16 protein-coding genes are annotated in these 22040 nt (G+C 45.9%); 6 read left to right on the top strand and 10 right to left on the bottom strand.

The window, feature by feature from the left end; translation table 11 throughout:
- Nucleotides 1–126: 126 nt before the first annotated feature.
- The gene (locus BC343_RS15500; protein ID WP_078347728.1) at nucleotides 127–1164 is read right to left on the bottom strand and encodes an IS110 family RNA-guided transposase; all 1038 of its coding nucleotides are present in this window, start codon (nucleotides 1162–1164) and stop codon (nucleotides 127–129) included.
- A gap of 360 nt (nucleotides 1165–1524) precedes the next feature.
- Here BC343_RS15500 and BC343_RS15495 point away from each other — a divergent pair, with 360 nt between their 5' ends.
- Nucleotides 1525–2823, top strand: coding sequence for a flavin monoamine oxidase family protein (locus BC343_RS15495; protein ID WP_078348717.1), 1299 nt, complete (start codon nucleotides 1525–1527; stop codon nucleotides 2821–2823).
- Here BC343_RS15495 and BC343_RS15490 read toward each other — a convergent pair.
- The 5 genes from BC343_RS15490 to pyrR all read right to left on the bottom strand — a co-directional run bounded on the left by BC343_RS15490 (nucleotide 2820) and on the right by pyrR (nucleotide 6480).
- Entirely contained in the window at nucleotides 2820–3887 is a 1068-nt protein-coding gene (locus BC343_RS15490; protein WP_078348716.1) for an endonuclease/exonuclease/phosphatase family protein, read from the bottom strand. The two genes, BC343_RS15495 and BC343_RS15490, sit on opposite strands and share 4 nt — an antisense overlap.
- Before the next feature lie 94 nt (nucleotides 3888–3981).
- Entirely contained in the window at nucleotides 3982–4491 is a 510-nt protein-coding gene (locus BC343_RS15485; RefSeq protein WP_078348715.1) for a hypothetical protein, read from the bottom strand.
- 12 nt (nucleotides 4492–4503) lie between these two features.
- A complete protein-coding gene (locus BC343_RS15480) occupies nucleotides 4504–5427 on the bottom strand; it encodes an aspartate carbamoyltransferase catalytic subunit (protein ID WP_078348714.1) in 924 nt (307 codons plus the stop codon).
- A gap of 62 nt (nucleotides 5428–5489) precedes the next feature.
- Nucleotides 5490–5855 (bottom strand): four helix bundle protein, encoded by a 366-nt coding sequence (locus BC343_RS15475; protein WP_078348713.1) that lies wholly within the window; start codon nucleotides 5853–5855, stop codon nucleotides 5490–5492.
- A gap of 73 nt (nucleotides 5856–5928) precedes the next feature.
- Nucleotides 5929–6480 (bottom strand): bifunctional pyr operon transcriptional regulator/uracil phosphoribosyltransferase PyrR, encoded by a 552-nt coding sequence (gene pyrR, locus BC343_RS15470; RefSeq protein ID WP_078348712.1) that lies wholly within the window; start codon nucleotides 6478–6480, stop codon nucleotides 5929–5931.
- A gap of 329 nt (nucleotides 6481–6809) precedes the next feature.
- On the opposite strand from pyrR, the gene BC343_RS15465 reads away from it, so the two are divergent.
- The 4 genes from BC343_RS15465 (at nucleotide 6810) to BC343_RS15450 (ending at nucleotide 14332) form a co-directional block, all read left to right on the top strand.
- Complete coding sequence (locus tag BC343_RS15465) at nucleotides 6810–8444, top strand: aminopeptidase P family protein (RefSeq protein WP_143822210.1); 1635 nt, start codon at nucleotides 6810–6812, stop codon at nucleotides 8442–8444.
- A 181-nt stretch (nucleotides 8445–8625) separates the two neighbouring features.
- On the top strand, nucleotides 8626–11439 hold the full coding sequence (locus BC343_RS15460; RefSeq protein WP_078348711.1) for a hypothetical protein: 2814 nt from the start codon (nucleotides 8626–8628) through the stop codon (nucleotides 11437–11439).
- Nucleotides 11440–11637: 198 nt separating this feature from the next.
- The gene (locus BC343_RS15455; RefSeq protein ID WP_143822209.1) at nucleotides 11638–13710 is read left to right on the top strand and encodes a hypothetical protein; all 2073 of its coding nucleotides are present in this window, start codon (nucleotides 11638–11640) and stop codon (nucleotides 13708–13710) included.
- A complete protein-coding gene (locus BC343_RS15450; protein WP_078348709.1) occupies nucleotides 13658–14332 on the top strand; it encodes a hypothetical protein in 675 nt (224 codons plus the stop codon). The genes BC343_RS15455 and BC343_RS15450 overlap by 53 nt, the downstream gene beginning before the upstream one ends.
- A 345-nt stretch (nucleotides 14333–14677) precedes the next feature.
- Here BC343_RS15450 and rpsA read toward each other — a convergent pair whose 3' ends face one another.
- On the bottom strand, nucleotides 14678–16672 hold the full coding sequence (gene rpsA, locus BC343_RS15445; RefSeq protein ID WP_078348708.1) for a 30S ribosomal protein S1: 1995 nt from the start codon (nucleotides 16670–16672) through the stop codon (nucleotides 14678–14680).
- A 334-nt stretch (nucleotides 16673–17006) separates the two neighbouring features.
- Nucleotides 17007–17669 carry a hypothetical protein gene (locus tag BC343_RS15440; RefSeq protein ID WP_078348707.1) on the bottom strand — a complete coding sequence of 221 codons (663 nt, stop codon included), beginning with the start codon at nucleotides 17667–17669 and terminating at the stop codon, nucleotides 17007–17009.
- A 200-nt stretch (nucleotides 17670–17869) separates the two neighbouring features.
- Between BC343_RS15440 and tyrS the strand changes: the two genes are divergently transcribed.
- On the top strand, nucleotides 17870–19156 hold the full coding sequence (gene tyrS, locus BC343_RS15435) for a tyrosine--tRNA ligase (protein ID WP_078348724.1): 1287 nt from the start codon (nucleotides 17870–17872) through the stop codon (nucleotides 19154–19156).
- A 72-nt stretch (nucleotides 19157–19228) separates the two neighbouring features.
- Here the strand turns inward: tyrS and BC343_RS15430 are convergent, their stop codons facing one another.
- Both BC343_RS15430 and BC343_RS15425 read right to left on the bottom strand, forming a co-directional pair.
- The gene (locus BC343_RS15430) at nucleotides 19229–19921 is read right to left on the bottom strand and encodes a PH domain-containing protein (RefSeq protein WP_078348706.1); all 693 of its coding nucleotides are present in this window, start codon (nucleotides 19919–19921) and stop codon (nucleotides 19229–19231) included.
- A gap of 76 nt (nucleotides 19922–19997) precedes the next feature.
- Nucleotides 19998–21965, bottom strand: coding sequence for a T9SS type B sorting domain-containing protein (locus tag BC343_RS15425; protein WP_143822208.1), 1968 nt, complete (start codon nucleotides 21963–21965; stop codon nucleotides 19998–20000).
- Between the last annotated feature and the right edge of the window lie 75 nt (nucleotides 21966–22040).

The raw sequence follows: 22040 nt of genomic DNA, 5'->3' as shown, positions 1-22040 counted from the left end.
ACCCTCTTTGCGAAGCAGAGAGATTCTGTGTTAACTGTCAAGTATTCTTTTTAATTTTGTTTCATTAAGGCGGCTTTATGCCAGCCTGTTTAGGGCAGTCCGTCATTGATGGCTGCCCTAACCCATTTATAGGGTTTTGATATTTTCAACAGACCGGTGTACGTGTTTTTTATCATAAGGCTTGTTGGTAACCCATAGCGTATAAACGAGTTCCAATAGCCGTCTTTGGACCGCTACTGCTGCTTTCATTTTTATCCCATGTTTCGATACCAGCCTTACATAGATAGCTTTAAAGCGTTCATCTACACGAATGGCTGTTAAAGCAGGCATATGCATTGCTTTACGCAAATGACGGTTCCCCTTTTTTGATATCTTAGGCTTCTTCTTTACAGATGTCCCCGACTCCTTTTCTTCCACATCCAACCCACTGTAGCCTATCAATTGCTTTTTGTTCCGTACCAGGTCGAACCCATTCGTTTCGGCTACTGCTATTACCACGGTAAGCCAGCCTATTCCCGGCGCTGTAGCAACGTTCTTTATCCTTGCTGCCAGTTCCTTATCTTGTTTTATCAATCCTGCTATCTCTACCTTTATCTCTTTTTCCTGAATGTTGCATAGCCCGATTCGCTGTTCAAGCCTGGCAATGCTATTCTCATTCGGGAAAGCTTCGGCTTGCTCTGCATGCAGTTGGTTCTTGCTTACTGTACGCTCTGCTACTATTTGGTCCCGTTCGCGCGTCAACTGCTTTAAGTCGCGGTATACCTTTTTTGGCTGTTGCCATAGTTCGTACTTCCTCTCCAGCCCGAACTGGCAGATAGCCTGCGATGCCGTTTTATCAGTAACGGTCTTCAGGTCAAGGCTCTTCATATAGTTGCTCACCTTGTTCGGCAGCAATATGCTTACCTCATGCCCTTGCCCTGATAGATGGTAAGCCAGTTTCTCGTGGTAAACGCCTGTCGCTTCCATAACATAACGTACCGGGACTTCTTTGTTTGCCCTTTGCTTTACCCATGACTCCAGCGCTTTAAAGCCGGAGGGCTTATTTGCGAACTGCCTGAATGCATAAACTTCTTTCTCCGCAGTTTCATCCATCCTGCCAAGGGAAACTACTAGTTCGTTTTGTGCTACGTCTATCCCTACAACCTGTTTTAAAATGTTTGCCATCGTTTCCTTTTAATAAATTATTAAAAGTGAAAACCCAACTTCGCCTTTTCTCCTGCTGGATATCCTGGATATACCGCTATGCAATATTCCTTACATTCTGTTCAAGCGCCAATGGGTAAAAAGGAATGAGGCAGCTTCTCTCTGTCAACATACCAACAGGTTGTTTGGGTCGTCATCTGCTCTCATCCCTCCTCACTTTCGAATACAAATCTATTTGCTTATATTCTAACAGCAAACATAGGAGGGTCGACAAGCGATAGCGGTGTCGGGGTGAGTCAACTCGCCGAGCGGACATTCCAGCTATGCTCGCCCGCCCCATTTGCACAATACAACCTTTAGTTCTACCTTGCATTACCTTCTATGAAAAACTCTGTATTAATTATTGGCGCCGGCGCTGCCGGGCTAATGGCCGCCCACGCTTTGGCAAAAGCGGGCAAAAAAGTCACCGTGCTTGAGGCCCGTAACCGCACCGGAGGCCGCATTCACACCCTTAGCGACGAATCATTTTTTAAGAATACCGAACTCGGTGCAGAGTTCATCCACGGCGACCTGCCCGTTACGCTTAATTTATTGAACGAAGCAGGTATCGCCTATCGCGATGCCAGCGCCGAAATGATGCGTTACGAGAACGGCAACTTTAATGGCGATGCCGCAGTTATTGCCGACTGGGACGTGCTGATAGGCCGGCTGAATGAATTAAGAACCGACACCAATATTTACGATTTTCTATTACAGGAATTTCCCGGCGATGAGTACGCCGAACTGCGCGAAAGCGTATGGAACTTTGTAAGCGGTTACGATACTGCCGACCCGCGCAAGGCCAGCGCTTTTGCCCTGCGCAACGAATGGGCACACGAAGAGATGGATGCGCAGCACCGCATAGACGGTGGATACTGCCACCTCATCAGTTGGCTTGCTTCATCTTGCAAGGCAAATGGAGGTAAAATATTCCTGAATGCCGAAGTGAACCATATTGATTGGGAACCCGGTAAAGTAAAGTTAACCACGGCCGACGGTAGCCAATACACAGCCGGAAAACTGGTTATTGCCATGCCCTTAGGGGTTTTAAAAGCGGGCGCAGGTGAAAAGGGCGCGCTCTCTTTTAGTCCGACAATACCAAGCCACAGCACCGCAGTAAAGCAAATGGGCTTTGGCGCGGCCATTAAAATACTATTCGAGTTTACTGAGCAATTTTGGTTGGATGCTAAGACCGAGCACATCGCAGGTAAAAGCATCAATACCATGGGTTACTTATTCTCTACCGAAGAAATACCCACGTGGTGGACACAATACCCCGAACCCTCGGCCGTGTTTACGGGATGGATAGGCGGGCCTGCAGCCGCAGAAAAATCTAAATTAAGCGATGAAGAAATTGCAGAACAAGGGCTACAGTCGTTAGCAAATATTTTCCAACGGGATATTACCGAACTAAAGGATATGCTGATAGCCCGCCGTCTAATGAACTGGACCGCCGACCCATACACACGCGGCTCGTACGGTTACGATACCATTGAGGCTCCCGAAGCACGCAAGGTTCTTAATACCCCCATCGATGATACTATTTACTTCTGCGGCGAATATTTGTACGATGGCGCAACTATGGGTACAGTTGAAGCAGCACTAAGCAGCGGTGCCGAAACGGTAAAGAAAATGTATTAGCGGCACAAAACCTCTGCGCTAACCGCTGCCTTCATTTCTTCAGCTGCCTCCACATCATCCTCATCGGGCGTTAATGACTCTTGCACTTTAGCTGCTTGTTTCTCGTATTGTAAATGGATGTAGATAGGGAAATGGTCGGAATTAAAATTCGACAAGCGCCTCATGCCCTTCAGTGTAAAATCGGTAGAGATAAAGGCATGATCTAACGGGAAGCGCATAATGGGGTAATGCGCATGGAAGGAGTTGTAAAAACCACGGCCGCGGCGTGGGTCTATCAGCCTGCTCATTTTCAAGAACAACTCCGTAGTGTAGCTCCAGGCCACATCGTTCAGGTCGCCCACAACAATTACCGGCAATTGGGATGCCTTGGCTAAATCGGCCACCAGTAAAAGCTCTTTGTCTCGCTCGGTCGACCGCGGGTTTTCATTCGGCACGGGTGGCGTTGGGTGCACCGCGAACAGCTTTATTTTAACGCCGCTTTTTAATATCACATTGGTGTGGATAGACGGGATATCCGCCTCTACCATATACTTTACCTCGGTATCTTCCAGTTTCAGTTTAGAGTACAGCAGCATGCCGTAGGTATTCTCCAAGGGCACTTTTACACTGAAGGGGTAAGTATTTGCCAGTTCAGCAGTACCATCGTCCCAGCGCTTGTTGGTTTCCAGCAGCAGCACTACGTCCGGGTTGTGTTTAGCAATTTCTTTAAGGCAGCCTGCGGTATTCATATTATCCTGAAACACGTTGGCTATCATTACGCAGATAGATTTCTCGGGCGCATCTGTAATAGCCTTCAACACCTGGCGTTTTCCTAAAACCGTGAATGGTATGATCTGCGATGCGAGGTAAACGATGTTTGCCGATAATAAAAGAACGATGGCCCAATAGAGTATCCTATCCCCTTCAAATAAAAATGCGAACAGCGGCAGGCAAATAACAGATAACACCAGCTTTTGCAGGCGGGGATAATCGAACACCCGGAACACCCAATATTGGTATTTGATAACGGAAAGCAGCGTAAAGCAAAGTAACAGAACGGATAGTACAAGCAGCAGAATACTCATTGGTAAGGCGGTGATGTAAAGCGTAAATATATTCACTGCTCTAACACAAATCGGCTCGATATGTTTAGGCCTGCCTCAACAGAAATGAAATTGTTTAGGAGATAAGGTGCTCGAATTGAGTAAGCCTTATAAATCTGGCTTCGTTCCGGTTCCAAAGAAGAAGATGAACCGCTCCGGCAATAATACCACCAGCCAAATATCCTCCCCCAACTACCATAAACATGCCCGATGGTTCGGCAAATAATTGCTGCACTCCAAATGTAGCAATGGCAAACAAACATAAGAACACCGCAAGTATACCGCCTTGTACAATGGCGCCGTCAAACAGGCAATAACTCAATTTGCCTTCGTTGCGGCTTTGCTCCCATCTTTTTACGAACTGAATATTGTCGGCATCCTCCTGAGTAAGCCCTTTAGCTTTCAGCCGCTGTACATCGGCAACCTTAGCGTTATACCTAAAGTAATAGGTACTAAAATATAACAGCAATAAAATAGAATAAGTAGAATCCCAAAAATAGGAACCAATAGTTACAACAACTACTACAATAGCTATAATGCTTTCATGATAAAGTTTCCAATATTCTTTTATCAGATCTTTATTCATTGCATTATCTGTTTATGCTCCCTGGCCTGCCAGCAGGTACAGCACCGCCATACGTACGGCCACACCATTCTCCACCTGGTCGAGGATGATGGATTGCTTGCTATCGGCCACATCGCTGGTAATTTCTACACCGCGGTTTATAGGGCCCGGGTGCATGATAGTAATCTCTTTATCCAGCGAATCTAATATCTGCTTATTCAAGCCATACAGCATGGTGTATTCGCGCTGCGAGGGGAAGTATTTTATATCCTGGCGCTCCAATTGTATACGCAGCATGTTGGCTACATCGCACCAGTTAAGGGCTTTTACCAGGTTATGCTCAACCTTTACGCCCAACGAGCCTATATATTTAGGGATAAGCGTAGTTGGCCCGCATACCATTACCTCGGCGCCTAATTGTTTAAGGCAAAGGATGTTCGACAGCGCTACGCGCGAATGCAAAATATCACCCACAATAACCACTTTCTTTCCCGCTACATCGCCGTAACGTTCGCGGATAGAGAAGGCGTCGAGCAGTGCCTGTGTAGGGTGCTCGTGCGCACCATCGCCGGCATTTACTATTTGGGCCTTTACATGTTTCGATAAAAATATACCGGCACCGGCGTAAGGATGGCGCATTACCACCATATCTACTTTCATGGCCAATATGTTATTCACCGTATCAACCAGTGTTTCACCCTTGCTAACAGATGATGAGGATGCCGCGAAGTTAACCACATCGGCAGAAAGCCTTTTTTCGGCCAGCTCGAACGATAAGCGGGTACGCGTACTGTTCTCGAAGAAAATATTGGCTATAGTAACATCGCGCAGCGAAGGCACTTTTTTGATGGGCCTATTCAGCACCGTTTTAAAATTATCAGCGGTTTCGAATATCTTCTCAATATCCGCGCGGTTCAAATCTTTAATACCAAGTAAATGCCGTGTACTTAATGCCATGAATGTAAAATATCGAATAATGAACTCCGAATATCGAATGATGAAGTGAAAAAATGAATTGCTTACTTACCGATGTTCTTTTTTGCAGTATCTATACTTCTAACAAATATCGCAACAAGCTGATTGCATTCATCCTTTACAGGCATCACCTTATTCAGGTCGTATAATCCTTTTCTTTCTATTATCTTAATCGAAATCAACGATTCCCTTAATTCCTTCAATATGATTTTCATTTTATGAATGAAATCATTTCTTGATTCAGCAGACTGCGCCTCACCATAGTTTAGTGCGGGTGAACAACCTGATCTGACCAACTGGCCGGCTATATAATTACCAAGCCTTGTAGCTGGCAGCCGTTCAACAATATCAGCAACCATAACAGCAAAGTCAATCAGCCTTTCTTCTAAATCGTACTTGCTGTTAGCCACTATTCTTCATTTCTAATTCTCGACCACTTCATCATTCATTATTCGAAATTCGGTGTTCGATATTTAATTTTTTCTACTCTTCTTTCGCTTCCGAAACCAACACGATCCTATCTTCGCCATCGGTTTCTTTCCAGCTTACAACTACCTTTTGCGATGCAATGCTATCTACCTCTATACCTACATAATCGGGCGCTACGGGTATGTGACGCGAATAACGGCGGTCTACCAAAGCCAACAGTTCCACCTTTTCGGGGCGGCCAAAGGCTTGCATGGCATCCATAGCAGCGCGGATGGTGCGGCCGGTCCATAGCACATCGTCCATCATAATTACCTTTTTGCCTTCTATAATGAAGTCAATTTTTGTTTGATTGGGCACCAATGGGGTATCGCGGCGGCGGAAATCGTCGCGGTAAAAAGTTATGTCAAGGTCGCCTTGTTCAATAGTGCTTTCGGGAAGTATTTTGCGTAGTTCTTCGGCAACACGGCGGGCCAAATAAATGCCTCGTGGTTGTATGCCTATCAGTACCGAACCTGAAAAATCGTTATGATTTTCTATTAACTGACGACATAAACGCTGAATAGTAATTTGAAATTTCTGACCGTCGAGCAGCGTTAGATTTTGCATCGTTTGGGTGGATTTGGGCAAAAGTAGTAAATAGTTTTGAGTTTTGGCGTTTGCTGCATGGTTATTTAACCACAGAGGCCGCGGAGGTTGCACGGAGGTTCACAGAGCCCGGCTTGTGGAAATTTGTATTGCACAATGGCGCAGAATACAGAACTTTCTCTTTTAAAACTCTTTAAACAACTTGCAAGGCTCTCTGTGCACTCTGTGTTTTTCCCTCTGTGTGCTCTGTGGTTAAATAGACGATATCCAAAACAACACCCTTGTTACAATATCCTTATTAATTTTATGTTTATCTTCATCCGGTGTTTTAAATCAATCACAATAAACAAATGAAACTACTTTATAAATTTTCATTAATGGCAGCTCTTGCCTGCGGCGCTACCGCCCCGGCAATTGCCCAAACAGTTGTTACCGAAAAACTTCCTACCGATTACCTTAGTGCATCGTTCCACGCCGGCCGCCGCCAGGCCCTGCGCGATAAAATGCCCGCTAATTCGGTAGCTGTAATATTTGCTTTCCCCGAAGAGGTTTTCAGTAACGATGTAAACTACGTTTTTCATCAAAACCCTGATCTGTATTACTTCTCGGGCTACAAAGAGCCTAACTCCATGCTGCTTATTTTTAAAGATATGCAGGGCAGCGGCGCCGATGCCTACAACGAAGTAATATTTGTTCAGAAACGTGATGCTGCCCGCGAACAGTGGACCGGCAAACGTTTAGGCGTAGAAGGTGCTAAAAACCAATTAGGCTTTAAAACTGCCTATGTGGGTACCGAATTTGCCGCCTTCCCTATCGACTTTAAAAAATTCAGCACCGTTTTATATGATGGCATCCCCGGCGATGTTGGTGCAGATGTTTCTAAAGGCAGCCTTAGCGACCTGGTAAACAACTTTAAGGCCAAAGCCGAAATAAAAGACATGGACAAAGGCCTGATGGCCGACCTGAGCCTGATTGCCCAACGCGGAACACCCAAAAACATCGACCGCATTATGGCCTACCTGAAGCCAAAAATGGAGCAACCCGTTTACAAAAACAACGAATTGCTGCAGGCATTAGTTGCCAAACCTGATTCGGTTACGCTGATGGATTTTAAAGCCAAAATTGGCGGCGCTATGGGCGGCATGGTACAGTACGATGATGCTGTTACGGCATTGCGCGGCGTAAAACAGCCTGAAGAGTTGGCACTGATCAAAAAATCGGTACAGATAAGCAGCCTGGCACATGCCGAGGCCATGCGCGCTGTAAAACCCAAAATGAGCGAACGCGAGTTAGAAGGCATAATGCTTTACGTACATAAAAAATACGGTGCCGAAGATGAAGGCTACCCGCCAATTGTTGGCGCAGGCGGCAACGGCTGTATTTTGCACTACGAAGAAAACAACGCTACCGAGGTACAAAACCAATTGGTATTGATGGATGTGGGTGCCGAATACCATGGCTACTCTGCCGATGTTACCCGCACCTTCCCGGCCAATGGTAAATTTACCGAGGCACAAAAAGCCATTTACCAACTGGTGTACGATGCGCAGGAAGCTGTATTCCCCCTTTGTAAAGATGGTGTGCCTTACGGCTCGTTGGAACAAAAAACACAGGAAGTATTGGCAGCAGGTTTAATAAAACTGGGTATTATTAAAGATGAAAAAGATGTGCGTAAGTACTATCCTCACGGTGTATCGCACCACTTAGGTTTAGATGTGCACGATAAAGGCAGCTACGGCGGCAACCTGGAAACAGGCATGGTAATTACCGTAGAGCCGGGCATCTACATCCCCGCAGGCAGCCCTTGCGACAAAAAATGGTGGAACATTGGCGTACGTATAGAAGACGATATACAGATAGGCAAAGACAAAGGCATCAACCTATCGAAAGATGCACCACGCACCTGGCAAGCCGTAGAAAAAATGGCTGCAGAGGCAAGTATTTTCGATGCAGGGAAATTCCCGGCGTTAAATACACTAAAGTAAAGTCATTTAACCGCAAAGCACGCTAAGGCTTAGCGCATTCACTATTCGCAAAGAGCGCAAAGAATAAAAAACTTTGCGCTCTTTGCGTTTTCTCTCTTTGCGTTCTTTGCGGTAAAATAAACCCAACGCATTGTATTTCAATCTCAAATACCTACATTTACCAAAACCTACAGCCTAACCTATGCTGTGCAAAACAACACTTTACCGGCTATTTATAGCTGCCTGTTTTATGGTGGCCTGCCTTGTGTTGCCTGTAACAAAAGCAAATGCCCAGGATAACAGCAACATTAAAAAGCTGATAGGTATAGCCGAAGACTACCGCACCCGCATGCCGGCCGAAAAACTGTACCTGCATCTCGACAGGCCATATTACACCACCTACGATACCCTTTGGTTTAAGGCTTACCTTTTTAACGCTTCTACCTATTCGGCCTCAAAGCAAAGTGCAAAGGTTTATGTTGAACTGGTAAACGATAGCAGCCGTGTTGTAAACCGTTTTGCCATACCTATGCACAGCGGGCTGGGCGAAGGTTATTTGGCGCTGGATGAACGAGTACCCGATGGCACTTACACCCTGCGCGCCTATACCCAGTGGATGCAAAACTTTGGCGAGGATGTTTTCTTTAGCAAGCAATTTTACGTAGGCAAACCGGCCGACCAGGGCAGCTGGCTCATCAGCGAACAGCATCAGCTAAAAACTACGGCCGACGGCAACCAAATAAACCTTGCGCTGAGGCTTAGTTCGCTCAGCAAGGCGGTTATTCCCTACCGGGATATTGAGGTAAGGCTTTTGGAGGGGAAGAAAACCGCTTTTAAAGGAAATTTCCTCACCAACGATGCTGGCACCACCGAGGCGAGTTTTAATATATCGCCCAAAACCGATACCCGTAAACTATCGCTGCAGATAACTGATAAACTCACCAAAAACAAATACAGCATCCCGTTTTATCCCGGCGGCCAAATGCAGGATATCGACCTGCAATTTATGCCCGAAGGCGGCAACCTGGTAGCGGGCCTCCCATCACGTGTTGGCTTTAAAGCTATTGGTGAAGATGGTTTAGGCATAGATATAAAAGGCATTGTGAAGGACCGGTCCGGCGCGCAAGTAGCTGCATTCTCTTCTGCTCATAACGGAATGGGCAGCTTTAACATTACTCCTCAACCCAACGAAATTTATACAGCCGAATATATATTAAATAACGTAAAGCACATCGCTACACTACCTGCAGCTTCCGCAGCGGGTATTTCTTTAAAGGTTGATAATTTATCCTCGCCCGATTCCGTTTTTGCAGATATTGTAGCCACCAAGGATGCCCCTATAGTCAACCAGCGTTACAACCTCATGGTACAATCAGCCGGCGGGGTTTATATGGGTGTATCGTTCAAAAGCCTTAGCGGCCCCAACACCGTGCGGCTGGCCAAAAGCGGGTTCATGTCGGGCATCGTAAGCTTTACGCTGATGAATGAGGCCAATCGCCCGGTTGCACAGCGGCGCGTATTTATTGACCAGCACGACCGCCTGAACCTCGAGATAAATGCCTCGCAAAACAGCTTCCTCCCAAAGGACAGCGTTGCTATAAGCCTGAATGTGCGCGATGCATCGGGTCAGCCTGCTATAGGTAGTTTCTCGGCCAGTATTACCGATGATAGCTATATCACCAACACCCCCGATGCCGATAACATAGTAAGCTGCCTGCTGCTAACATCCGAGCTTAAGGGCCATGTAGAAAACCCGGCCTGGTATTTGGCCGGCAACAGTGCCGAAAAAGCCGCAGCTCTCGATAACCTAATGCTCACCCAGGGATGGGCGGGCTTCGACTGGGCGCAAGCTGTGTTACCTGTTAAGGAGCCGGCATTTAAACCCGAACCCAATAATCGCCTTACAGGCAACCTGCGCAACCTCTTCAACAAACCTGTAAAGGATGCCAAACTCAACTTTTTTACAGTAAGCAAAAAATACGGCGTTTTGGTGATGGATACCATAAGCAATGCCAAAGGCGAATTCGCTTTCGAAAACCTCCCCATATTCGATACTATCTCTTACACGCTTCGTGTAAACAATAAAAAAGATAAAGCATCAGGTGCCACCATCAATCTCGATCTCTTTAAACCCGCGGATGTTACTGCAAATAACATCAGGCTGAACCCATGGTACCTAAACCTAAATGACAGTTTGATGCGGGGCTATTTCAACAGGCCGCAAGCACCACGTTACCAGGGTATTGACATGAGCGAGGTAAAAGGCAAATTGCTTAAGGAAGTAAAGATAAAGGCCGACAAACCTGCCGTAAGTATTGCGGGCTATTCGGGTTTTGTAACTAAGGAAATATTCGAAAAAGAATTAATTGAAGCGGGTAAAACCACACTGTTCGACCTCCTATCCCGAAAATACAGAAACTTTGGCATAGGCTACCTTTACGCCGAAAGCGCGTTATCTAAACCCTTAATGCACACAGAACCTTCCCTTGTAATGGGCATCAGCAAGGTTGCTGAAGTTGTTGTCGACAGTACCAACACCTGCATAGTGGCAGGCATCTGCACCACCATTGACCCGCCTTCCGATGCGCAAACTGCTATCGATTTTGTAAAAACCATCGGCGCCGACGATGTTAAAAGTATCAGGATAGTGGAAGGCCTGAAGCTATTTATCGTGGTAACTACCCGCGGGGGGCATGGCTACTTCACCAAATCATCGCACAATGTGCTGGCTTACCGCCCTGTGCCCTATTGCTTACCCAAACAGTTTTATCGCCCAAAATACAGTGTAAGCAACACCGCCATTAATACGCCCCGCCCCACCTTACATTGGGAACCCAATTTAGTAACCGATAAGAAAGGCAAAGCCACTTTATCTTTCTTCGCGGCAGATAAGCCGGGCCGCTATACCGTAACTATTGAGGGTACCGATATGCAGGGGAACTTTGGCAGGCAAACAACAAGCATCAGTATAGCTGCACAAGCCGCTGCGGCGGGTAAAACAGAGGCGGCTAAGTAGTTCAGTCAGCTATATTTTGCAAAAATACATAGCCTTAAAGTTAAATTCAACGCAATCATTAACTTACAATACCATTTACATACATTTACGCAACCATCTACCTAAAGTATGTTGCCTAAACTGCGTATTTATAGTATTGCATTAATATTGTGCACTACACTTTGTGCCAATATTGCATTTGCACAGGATTCCAGCGCGGTGAAAAAACTTATACGCAGGGCCGATAATTACCGCTCGGCTTTGCCTGCCGAGAAATTTTACCTGCAGTTAGATAGGCCCTACTATACCACTTACGATACCATTTGGTTTAAAGCGTACCTTTTTAACGCTGCTAATTACACACCATCACGCCAAAGCGCTAAAGTTTATATCGAACTGATAAACGATAGCAGCCGCGTGGTAAACCGCTTTGCCATAGCCATGGAAACGGGCGTTGGCGAAGGCCATATTGCCCTAAATGAGGACATACGAGACGGCGGTTACACCCTGCGCGCCTACACCAATTGGATGCAAAACTTTGGCGAGGGTACCTACTTCAGCAAGCAATTTTATGTAGGCAAACCCGCAGAGCAAGGCAGCTGGCTCATCAGTGAGCAACATCAATTAAAAACCGGCGCTAACGGCAACCAGGTAAACCTGGCACTAAAACTCAGCTCGCTAAACAAGGCTACTATCCCCTACCGCGATATCGAACTCAAACTCCTCGAAGGCAAACGGACGCTCTTTAAGGGCAACTACCTTACCAATGACGCCGGTAGCGACGAAACAAAATTTGAGTTATCACCTAAAACAAATACCCGAAAACTTTCGCTGCTGGTTACCGATAAAAAGACGGGAAATACCTACACCCTCCCCTTTTACCCCGGCGGCACCATGCAGGATATCGACCTGCAATTTATGCCCGAGGGCGGCACCCTGCTTGCAGGACTGCAACAACGCATAGGATTTAAAGCCATTGGCGAAGACGGGCTGGGTACCGATGTAAAGGGCATTATTATAAACAGCGCGGGCACACAGGTAGCGAGCTTTGCGTCGGCACATAAGGGCATGGGGAGCTTTTTGCTTTCGCCACAGGCCAACGAAACCTATATAGCGAAATTTGAGGTAAACGGGGTGAGCCACTCCGTATCTTTACCCCTTGCAACGGCAAGCGGTGCAATTTTAAGGGTAGATAACCTATCCTCGCCCGATTCGGTTTTTGCTGATATTGCCGCCGTCGGCAATGCCGTAAACCAACCATATAGCCTTGTGGTACAGTCGGCAGGCGGTATATACATGGGCATGTCTTTCAAAAACCTGAACGGAGCAAATACGGTAAGGTTGCCTAAAAGCACATTCATGTCGGGCATTGTGAGTTTTACGCTCGTCAACGCAGCTAATGAGGCAGTAAGCCAAAGGCGCATTTTTATCGACAGAAACGACCGCCTCAGCCTCGAATTGGCAACCTCCGCAACCAGTTACCTCCCGCAGGATAGCGTTGCCGTAACCCTTAACGCCCGCGATGTTTTGGGGCAGCCCGTAGTAGGCAGTTTTTCCATGGCTGTTACCGACGATAGTTTCCTTAAAACCAATCCCGATGCCGATAACATTATAAGCCACCTGCTGCTAACATCCGAACTGAAAGGCTATGTAGAAAGCCCCGGCTGGTACTTTGCCCAAAACAGCAAAAATACCGCTATTGCTTTAGATAACCTGATGCTTACGCAGGGTTGGACGGGCTTCGATTGGGTAAAAACTGTGCAGGCACCAACGCCCCCGCTGTTTAAAGCCGAGCCCAATAACCGCCTCACCGGTAACTTGCGCGGCCTGTTCAACAAACCGGTGAAGGATGCCAAACTTAACTTTTTTACCAAGAGTAAAAAGTACGGAGTGATGGTGATGGATACCACCAGCGATGCCAAAGGCGAGTTCGCCTTTGAAAATCTACCCGCTTACGATACCATAGCATATACGCTAAGGGTAAATAATAAAAAGGATAAAGCATCTGGTGCTACCATCAACCTTGATCTTTTTAAACCTGCAGCTATGACAGAAAGCAATGTGCGGCCAAGCCCATGGTATGCCAACCTGAACGACAGCCTGATGCAGAGCTATTTTAACCGCCCGCAGGCGCCGCGCTACAAAGGCATTGATGCCAGCGAAGTAAAAGGCAAGCTACTTAAAGAGGTAAAAATACAAGCCAGCTATAGTGGCGGAGCGCTATACCGGTTTTGTAACCATGGAGATAACCGAGAAGCAACTGATAGAAGCCGGCAAAACTACGCTATATGATTTGGTAGCGCGCAGAATTAACGGCTTCCACGTGGGTAATACCTTTAAGGAAAGCATGTTTACCAAAGTAGCTTACCATCCCGACGGACAGGCTTTGGTGGTAGGCATAAACATGGTGGCAGATATTATTGTCGACGGGCAGGCAACTTCATTATTTTCTGCAAATAACGAGCCGCCCTACGATAACCCTAACCCTCAGGCAGCCATTGATTTTATGAAAAGCATGAGCGCTGATAATGTAAAAAGCGTTAAACTGGGCGAAGGCACAAAACTATTCATCGTAGTTACAACCCGTGGAGGGCACGGCTTTTTCACTAAGTCATCCTACAACATCGTAGCTTACCGCCCCATTCCATATTGCATGCCCAAACAGTTTTATCGCCCTAAATACGATGTAAAAAACACAGCGCCCACAGTGCCCCGCCCAACCGTACATTGGGAACCTAACGTAATAACAGATAGCACCGGCAAAACAAACTTATCGTTCTACGCGGCAGATAAACCGGGCACCTACACCGTAATTGTTGAAGGGACTGATATGCAAGGTAATTTTGGCCGGCATGTAGGGAAGATAGTTATAGGGGCTACCGCTCCGAAAGATAAAAAGGTAATAGGTAAATAGACCTGCAAAGCGCAAGCTTTCCGCTATCGTTGCCGCAAGCCTCCCGGCTTGTGGCCCGTTTGCAAAGTTGCGATGACGCAAAGAGGCTATGCATGGTGGTTACCTGTCCTGCGGAACCACAAGCCTCCCGGCTTGCGGCAGCGGTAAACGTCTCTGCAATAAATTCAAGCAAATCAAATTCGTGAAATTCGATTTAATTAGTGCAATTCGTGTTCACTCAAAATATTGCATCTCTACATTCCAATCTAATCGGTGGAACCAAAACCCATCGGTGAAATCCCCACCAAAAACGAAAAGCCCTCCCGATTGCTCAGGAGGGCTTCATATTTTAAACTTTCAGAGAGGTTAAACTTCTTCGGTTTCTTCGGTTTCAGAAGCAGCTTCTTCGGCTTTTTTAGCAGGAGCGGCTTTTTTAGCAGCTTTGCTTTCTGCACCTTCCATTTGCTCTTTTAACTGAGCTAATACGCTAAGGTCGCCTAAAGTTGATTTTTCAACCGATTCTTTCACTTTCTTCACCGCGTTGTTAGCAGATTTTGCTTCTTTTTTACGGTTTTCGAACTCTTGTACACGAGCATCAGCACGGGCTTCTTCCCATATACGTGAGTGTGAAATAACAATACGTTTGTTCTCTTTGTTGAATTCGATGATCTTGAACTCAGCTGTTTCGTCAGCTTTAACAGATTTACCGTCTTCTTTAACCAGGTGTTTGGTTGGCGCAAAGCCTTCAACACCGTAAGGTAAAGCTACGATAGCACCTTTATCAGTTACTTTCAACACAGTACCTTCGTGTATCGAATCGATAGTGAAGATAGTTTCAAAAGTATCCCAAGGGTTTTCTTCTAACTGTTTGTGGCCTAAGCTCAGTTTGCGGTTATCGGTATCCAACTCTAATACTACCACGTTCAGTTTTTCGCCAACCTTAGTAAATTCGTTAGGGTGGTTTACTTTTTTAGACCATGATAAGTCAGAGATGTGGATCAAACCGTCGATGCCGTCTTCCAGTTCAACAAACACGCCAAAGTTGGTCATGTTTTTAACTGTAGCTACGTGTTGTGTACCAACAGCGTATTTAGCACCTGCATTTTGCCAAGGATCTGGGGTAAGTTGTTTAATACCCAGGCTCATTTTGCGCTCATCGCGGTCAAGAGTTAATACCTGAGCTTCAACTTCGTCGCCAACTTTCAGGAACTCCTGAGGGTTGCGCAGGTTTTGCGACCACGACATTTCTGAAACGTGAATCAAACCTTCAACACCCGGGATGATCTCTAAGAACGCGCCGTAATCAGCAACGGTAACAATTTTACCCTTTACTTTCGAACCTATAACCAGTTCGCTATCAAGCGACTGCCAAGGATGCGGGGTAAGTTGTTTTAAACCTAAAGCGATACGTTTTTTCTCGTCATCAAAGTCAAGCACAACAACGTTGATCTTTTGGTCTAAAGCCAATACTTCGCGTGGGTGCTCTATGCGGCCCCAAGATATATCGGTGATGTGCAATAAGCCGTCAACGCCACCAAGGTCGATAAACACACCAAAGTCGGTGATGTTTTTAACGGTACCTTCCAATACCTGGCCTTTTTCAAGCTTAGCAACAATTTCGGTTTTTTGGTTTTCCAAATCGTCTTCGATAAGCACTTTGTGCGATACCACAACGTTTTTAAACTCGTGGTTTATCTTAACAACTTTAAATTCCATTGTTTTACCAACGTACACATCGTAATCCCTAATAGGTTTGATGTCGATCTGCGAACCTGGTAAAAAGGCTTCAACGCCCATAATATCAACAATTAAACCACCTTTAGTACGGCTTTTTACAAAACCGGTGATGATCTCATCATTGTCCAGAGCCGAATTAATACGCTCCCATGATTTTTGAGTTTTAGCACGTTTGCGCGAAAGAACCAACTGGCCGTTAGCATCTTCCTGCGACTCAACAAACACTTCCACTACATCACCGATCTTCAGATCAGGTGTATCACGGAATTCAGAAACCGATACCAAACCATCAGATTTGAACCCGATGTTTAATACAACATCTTTGTTGTTGATATTTACAACTGTACCAGAGATAATCTCGCCTTTAGTGATAGAGCTGAAAGTGCCATCATAAAGTTTCTCGAATTTCTCGCGGTCGCTATCGCTGTAGTTACCAAATTTTTTGTCATCTGCATCCCAGTCAAAATCCTCCAGAGGGGCTACTGCGATTTTTGATTTGATCTCTTCGATCGAAAATGAATCAGCTTCTGATTCAATGGTTTCTTTTTCTACAGAGGCCTTTGCTGTACCCAGCTCAGCTTCTTTAGCTTTTAATTCTTTTTCTGCTTCTTGTTTTTTTGCCATTAATAAATTTTACTCCTTTTTCCCAACACTTAATTGGGACTGCAAAGGTACGGATATAATTTTTATAGATAAAAATAAAATTTATGTTAAATATTGATTTTTAGGCGGTTTTTGATGTTTTTTTATAGATCTGAAGATGAGATTGGGCGGATTATAAAGAATTGTTAGTGATTTTTTATAAACGATGCCATATCAACCACATAATTGATATTTGTTATGGCGTTGCCTGCGGCCCGCGCTATCCGCTGCAAGTCCTCATTCCGCGCTGCCGATAGAAGCAGCACTTCATTCCGGGCTTTCCGCTACTATCGCTAACGCGGGGAACTCGTTTTAATTAAAGCTTCTCCCCTATCTCTTCATAAATACTCATAAAGCTATCTATTAAACCAAGCCGGTAATTTAATATCACCTCACTCATCGCTTCCTCATGCTGCGGCGTAAATGGGTCGCGCCATACGCGCATGCAAATGCGTTTTAGGGCGTACGTTACCTGCCCCAGGTTAACATAGGTGGCCAGGTAGCGGCTTTGCTTAAAGCTATCGTAAAACTTGCCGAAGATGGCTGGGTTCTTCATGCCGGCGAAGGCCAAAAACTCGTTGATCACTTCAATATCGCAGCTATCCAAATGGGCGTAGAAATCGTCTACTTCAATTTTACCGGTAGTAATGAGGAGGTTATCAAGTATAAGCTCTATCGCAATATGCCCTAAAAAGAATGGCTTTACGGGCGAGCCTGCTATGGCAGGCGTAAGCAAGTTTTTGAGGGCATGCGAGTGTTTCAGGAAGAACTCCGATGTGTGAAAATACTTATCTACCAATAAATGCTTGTTCCAGCCATCTATGATGGAGTTTACCCGGTCATCGTTATGCGTTAATTTTTCCGGATGCAGAACAATGGTTTTGTCGGCATTCTTCAGCAGGTCGGGCAGTACGGTACCAAGGGTAAAGTAGCAGTTTGTAGTATCCCGATCAAAGTAATAGTGCGACAAAAAATTCATAAGCGGGGGTTAAAAACGTAGCGTTCTCAGCAAGAAACAAAAAATTTGCCACATAAAAAAGCCTTAACACAGATGTAATGGCAATATCACCCTGTGTTTACATAGCCAAAAAGCCTGTAAATGGTTTACGCGCAAAGGATAAACTACTATCTTTGCCCTCCGCCGGCAGCAGCCGGCTGTACTTGAAACACATACACAACATGAATTTTGTAGAAGAACTACGCTGGCGCGGCATGCTGCATGATATAATGCCCGGAACCGAGGAATTACTGAATAAAGGCATGGCATCCGGCTATATCGGGTTCGACCCAACTGCCGATTCGTTGCATGTGGGCCACCTTACCCAGATCATGACGCTGATACATTTCCAACGCGCGGGCCACAAGCCTTTTGCACTGGTTGGCGGCGCCACAGGTATGGTGGGCGACCCATCGGGTAAATCAGCAGAGCGTAACCTGCTTACCGAAGAGATACTGCAACACAACCTTGATAGCGTAAAGAAGCAATTAGAGATATTCCTTGATTTTAAAAGCGGTGCCGAAAACAGCGCCGAAATGGTAAATAACTACGACTGGTTCAAAGGCTTCGACTTCCTCAACTTCATCCGCGACGTAGGCAAGCACATCACCGTGAATTACATGATGGCCAAAGATTCGGTAAAGAAACGTTTGGAAGGCGAAACGGGCATGTCGTTCACCGAGTTTTCGTACCAGTTGGTGCAGGGATATGATTTTTACTACCTGTGGCAAAACCGCAATTGCACCCTGCAAATGGGCGGATCGGACCAATGGGGTAACATTGTGACCGGTACCGAGCTTATCCGCCGCAAAGGCCGCGGGGAAGCATTTGCATTAACTACGCAACTGATCAAAAAAGCCGATGGTACAAAATTCGGGAAATCTGAGGGTGGCAACATTTGGCTGGATGCCGAAAAAACATCGCCATACCAGTTCTACCAGTTTTGGCTGAACACGACCGACGAGGATGCTAAAAGCTACATCAAAATATTCACGCTGTTCGACCAGGAAACAATCGAAGCGATGATAGTAGAACACGATGCTGCCCCTCACCTGCGTGTTATACAAAAAGCATTGGCAAAAGATATCACCCTGCGCGTGCACGGTGAAGCAGGCTTTTTAAAAGCTATCAAGTCGACTGAGTTTTTGTTCGGCAGCACAGGCATCGAATTTTTAGGTGAACTTACAGATGCCGAAGTACTGGCCATCTTCAGTGGTGTACCAAATTTTACGATAAGCAAAGCCGAATTGGAAGCCGGCATACCGGTAACCGATCTACTGGCAACTAAAACTGCTATATTCCCTTCAAAAGGCGAAGCAAAGAAAATGATAGCAGGTGGCGGTACAGCTATCAACAAAGAAAAAGTTGGCACACCTGATGATGTTTACAATGCAGCCAACCTCATCAATAACAAATACTTAGTGGTACAAAAAGGCAAAAGGAATTATTTTTTAATTATTGCTGAATAAGGCTGCGAGCCATAATAAAAGGGGCCTGAACAAATTGTTCAGGCCCCTTTCTTGTTGTATCAGACTTGCTGTTTAAAAGTCGCTCAGCAAATCCAGTTTCTTGGCATTATATTCTTCCTGCGATATCAAACCATTCTCGAAAAGCATTTTCAGGCGCTTCAGCTTCTCGGCCAGTTCGTCTTTCTTGGGTTCTTCCTGGGCAACCGGTGCAGGAGCGGGTGCAGGTGGCGGCGCAACAGGCGTTGGTGCCGGAGCAGGTGCTGAAAACGATGGCTGCACTACCGGGGCAGTTGGCTGAAAAGCTACCTCGTGGGCGTGCCCTATCTGCATCGACCCCGATTCGGCACGTTTTTCCTCCAGATCGCGCTGGCGGCGTGCTTCGCGCTCAGCCTCTTTGCGTTCCTGCGCGTATTGGTAAAGTTTGCGGGCCTGTACTTTAGGTAGGTAATCAACACCCATTTCGGCACCGTTGGTAGTTTTTACACTGAATATAGCGCCAATGATCTCTTCGCGGGTGTAAACGTCCACAATATCTTTCCAAACAAAATCAACAAATTTGATGGATAGCCCCAGGTTTGCGGGGGTAAAAAACAATATGCGTTTGTTGGTGATGGCTATACAATCCGGGAAAAGGTTCACTATCGGTTTCTTTTGCACCGCTATATAAAGTATCTCCTCGGCGCTCGTAAGCAGGTCTACCAAACGGCCGTATACACGCTCAATGGCTTTGGGGTCTTGTTCTTCCTTTAAAAATTTCTCTATCATGTTATTGAAATTAGGATCGGCGGCAAAAATAACAATATTTATGCCTTTGTAAATATACGTTTTAAGGCCGGTATAATTACCTCAGCAAAGTTACCGAGGTATTATTGAGGTAGCTAACACCATCGGGCATGGTATACTTAACCACTAAATAATATACCCCCGCATCAGCCTGCTTACCCCCATAGGTACCATCCCAACCATCGTTCAGCCTGCGCGAATGAAAAAACTGTTGCCCGTTACGGTTGTAAATAAAATACTCTATCCCTACAGCATTACTGCTTTGGTTTGGCCTGAAGATATCGTTCACGCCATCGCCATTAGGCGTAAATGTATTAGGGAAGGCCACCATGTTGCAATCGTCCTGCCCTATGGTTATGTCCAACTCGTCCAGTATACAATCCTGCGCGCTTAGTACGGTAAAATGATTGCTGCCCGGCACCAGGCCTGTTATGGTTTGCGTAAGCGGGGTTACATCTGTACCATGCTTTATTTTGGCGGCACCTTTAATATCGCCAAAAGCCGCAAAGGTAATTTGCCCAAGTGCTGTACATATGGCATTTTTGACGGTATATCGCAGCGAGGGCTTGTTCACTACGCTCATGTCGGGCACGTAGACCTGCCGCTCTTTGCGGTCGCCGCCGGATGAGGTTACAACCAGCGTGTAAGTGCCCGGAGCCACATTACTAAACGAATTACTTAGTCCGGTAACCCCGTTAAACGAATAGGTGTAGGTATCGGGGTGGGGTTTTGTTTGCACCGTTACAATAGCATTCTTGTAATTAATACATTCCTGCAGCAGCGTTACGTCGGTAATTTCTATGGGCGGGCAAACGTCCTGTCGCAGGGTGTAATCTTTTTCGTCTATTAAACACCCATTCTTGTCCACTATTTGAAAGTGGTATACCCCGGCCGCCAGCCCTGTAATGGGGCGCCCAAATTCATAAGCTGCGTTATTATACCTAATAGCGTAAGTTGTATTCGCGGTGGCAGTATTCAGTGTGATCTCGCCGGGCACATCGCAAATGGGGTTCCTGGCTGCAAATGATACAACAGGGTTAGTTAAGCTATAGTCGGGTATTACGAAATCTTCTTGAAAAGGCGCTTCGCCACCTGTTGATGTGATGATATAATGGTAATTGCCGGCCGAAAGGTCGGTAAAAACACCGTTGGTGTTAGTTTGCCCGGTGTTTAAAGTAAAAGTGTAGGCACTGGCGTGCGGCTCGCATATGATCTCTGCTCCGCCCTTGTTAAGGGCATCACAGTCGCGGTTTACTTTAACTTCCTTTAACTTTATTTCGGGTACAACCCCGGCTTCTGCGTTGCTTCCTGCATCGTATACAACAAAAGGCAAAATGCCGGCAGAGCCTTTTACCCGCCGGTTCTCCATATCCAGTTCAACCATCTCGGTTTGGTCGGACCCATAGCTTGCAAAGGCATACACTTTTAACACTCCGTTCACCGATACCGTTGTAAACCCCATAATATATGTATCAATGGGAATAAAAGATGTAGTTAATGCGGGGTTGGTTATATTCACCTTAACTATTCCCTGGGCGTTATCGGCAGCCATATAAAGCTCATCTTTATAAAAGAGTAAATCGCCGGCCGAAGAAAATGGCATAGTACCAATTGCAACTGCGGTAGTTGAACCTGGCTGTACGGAAAACAAACCTGTTCCGATTGCGTAGTATACCACGCCGTTCTTATCAACCGTGAGCGAATTGCCCACAACATTATCAGTTACAATGGTACAACCGCTGATAGTAGGTGGGCTACCATCAACAATGGTGGACTTGTATAAAGTACCAAACCCGGTATTGTAATAAAGGGTGTTACCCGATACCGCAACCGAAAAATAGCTGCCATTACCGCAACCTCCAACATCTTCTATGTTAATGTTGCCCGCCGAAAGGGTTACACGCTTCAGGTCAAAAAAACTTGTGGAAACATAAAATTGCTGGCTATGTGCTTGTTTTAGAAAGGCAACCAAAAGTAAGGCCACTAAAACAATAGTTTTTTTATACACGGGAGAATAAGGTTTCAAAGCTTAGGTACAAATAAACCGTAAAGTATCACTTTCTACGGGTACATCAATGTCAAATTTCTATTACGTTTTCTA

Source organism: Mucilaginibacter pedocola, assembly GCF_002013915.1.
Classification (GTDB): domain Bacteria; phylum Bacteroidota; class Bacteroidia; order Sphingobacteriales; family Sphingobacteriaceae; genus Mucilaginibacter; species Mucilaginibacter pedocola.
The sequence above is the reverse complement of the archived record's forward strand: the minus strand, read 5'-3'. Positions and strand labels throughout refer to the sequence as shown.

What these genes read in the sequence shown, in the direction of transcription:
- BC343_RS15495 (WP_078348717.1), top strand. Translation starts at nt 1,525, where the DNA reads ATGAAAAACTCTGTATTAATTATTGGCGCCGGCGCTGCCGGGCTAATG.
- BC343_RS15480 (WP_078348714.1), bottom strand. Translation starts at nt 5,427, where the DNA reads ATGGCATTAAGTACACGGCATTTACTTGGTATTAAAGATTTGAACCGC.
- BC343_RS15490 (WP_078348716.1), bottom strand. Translation starts at nt 3,887, where the DNA reads ATGAGTATTCTGCTGCTTGTACTATCCGTTCTGTTACTTTGCTTTACG.
- tyrS (WP_078348724.1), top strand. Translation starts at nt 17,870, where the DNA reads ATGAATTTTGTAGAAGAACTACGCTGGCGCGGCATGCTGCATGATATA.
- BC343_RS15440 (WP_078348707.1), bottom strand. Translation starts at nt 17,669, where the DNA reads ATGAATTTTTTGTCGCACTATTACTTTGATCGGGATACTACAAACTGC.
- BC343_RS15450 (WP_078348709.1), top strand. Translation starts at nt 13,658, where the DNA reads ATGGAGATAACCGAGAAGCAACTGATAGAAGCCGGCAAAACTACGCTA.
- pyrR (WP_078348712.1), bottom strand. Translation starts at nt 6,480, where the DNA reads ATGCAAAATCTAACGCTGCTCGACGGTCAGAAATTTCAAATTACTATT.
- BC343_RS15460 (WP_078348711.1), top strand. Translation starts at nt 8,626, where the DNA reads ATGCTGTGCAAAACAACACTTTACCGGCTATTTATAGCTGCCTGTTTT.
- BC343_RS15485 (WP_078348715.1), bottom strand. Translation starts at nt 4,491, where the DNA reads ATGAATAAAGATCTGATAAAAGAATATTGGAAACTTTATCATGAAAGC.
- BC343_RS15500 (WP_078347728.1), bottom strand. Translation starts at nt 1,164, where the DNA reads ATGGCAAACATTTTAAAACAGGTTGTAGGGATAGACGTAGCACAAAAC.
- BC343_RS15430 (WP_078348706.1), bottom strand. Translation starts at nt 19,921, where the DNA reads ATGATAGAGAAATTTTTAAAGGAAGAACAAGACCCCAAAGCCATTGAG.
- rpsA (WP_078348708.1), bottom strand. Translation starts at nt 16,672, where the DNA reads ATGGCAAAAAAACAAGAAGCAGAAAAAGAATTAAAAGCTAAAGAAGCT.
- BC343_RS15465 (WP_143822210.1), top strand. Translation starts at nt 6,810, where the DNA reads ATGAAACTACTTTATAAATTTTCATTAATGGCAGCTCTTGCCTGCGGC.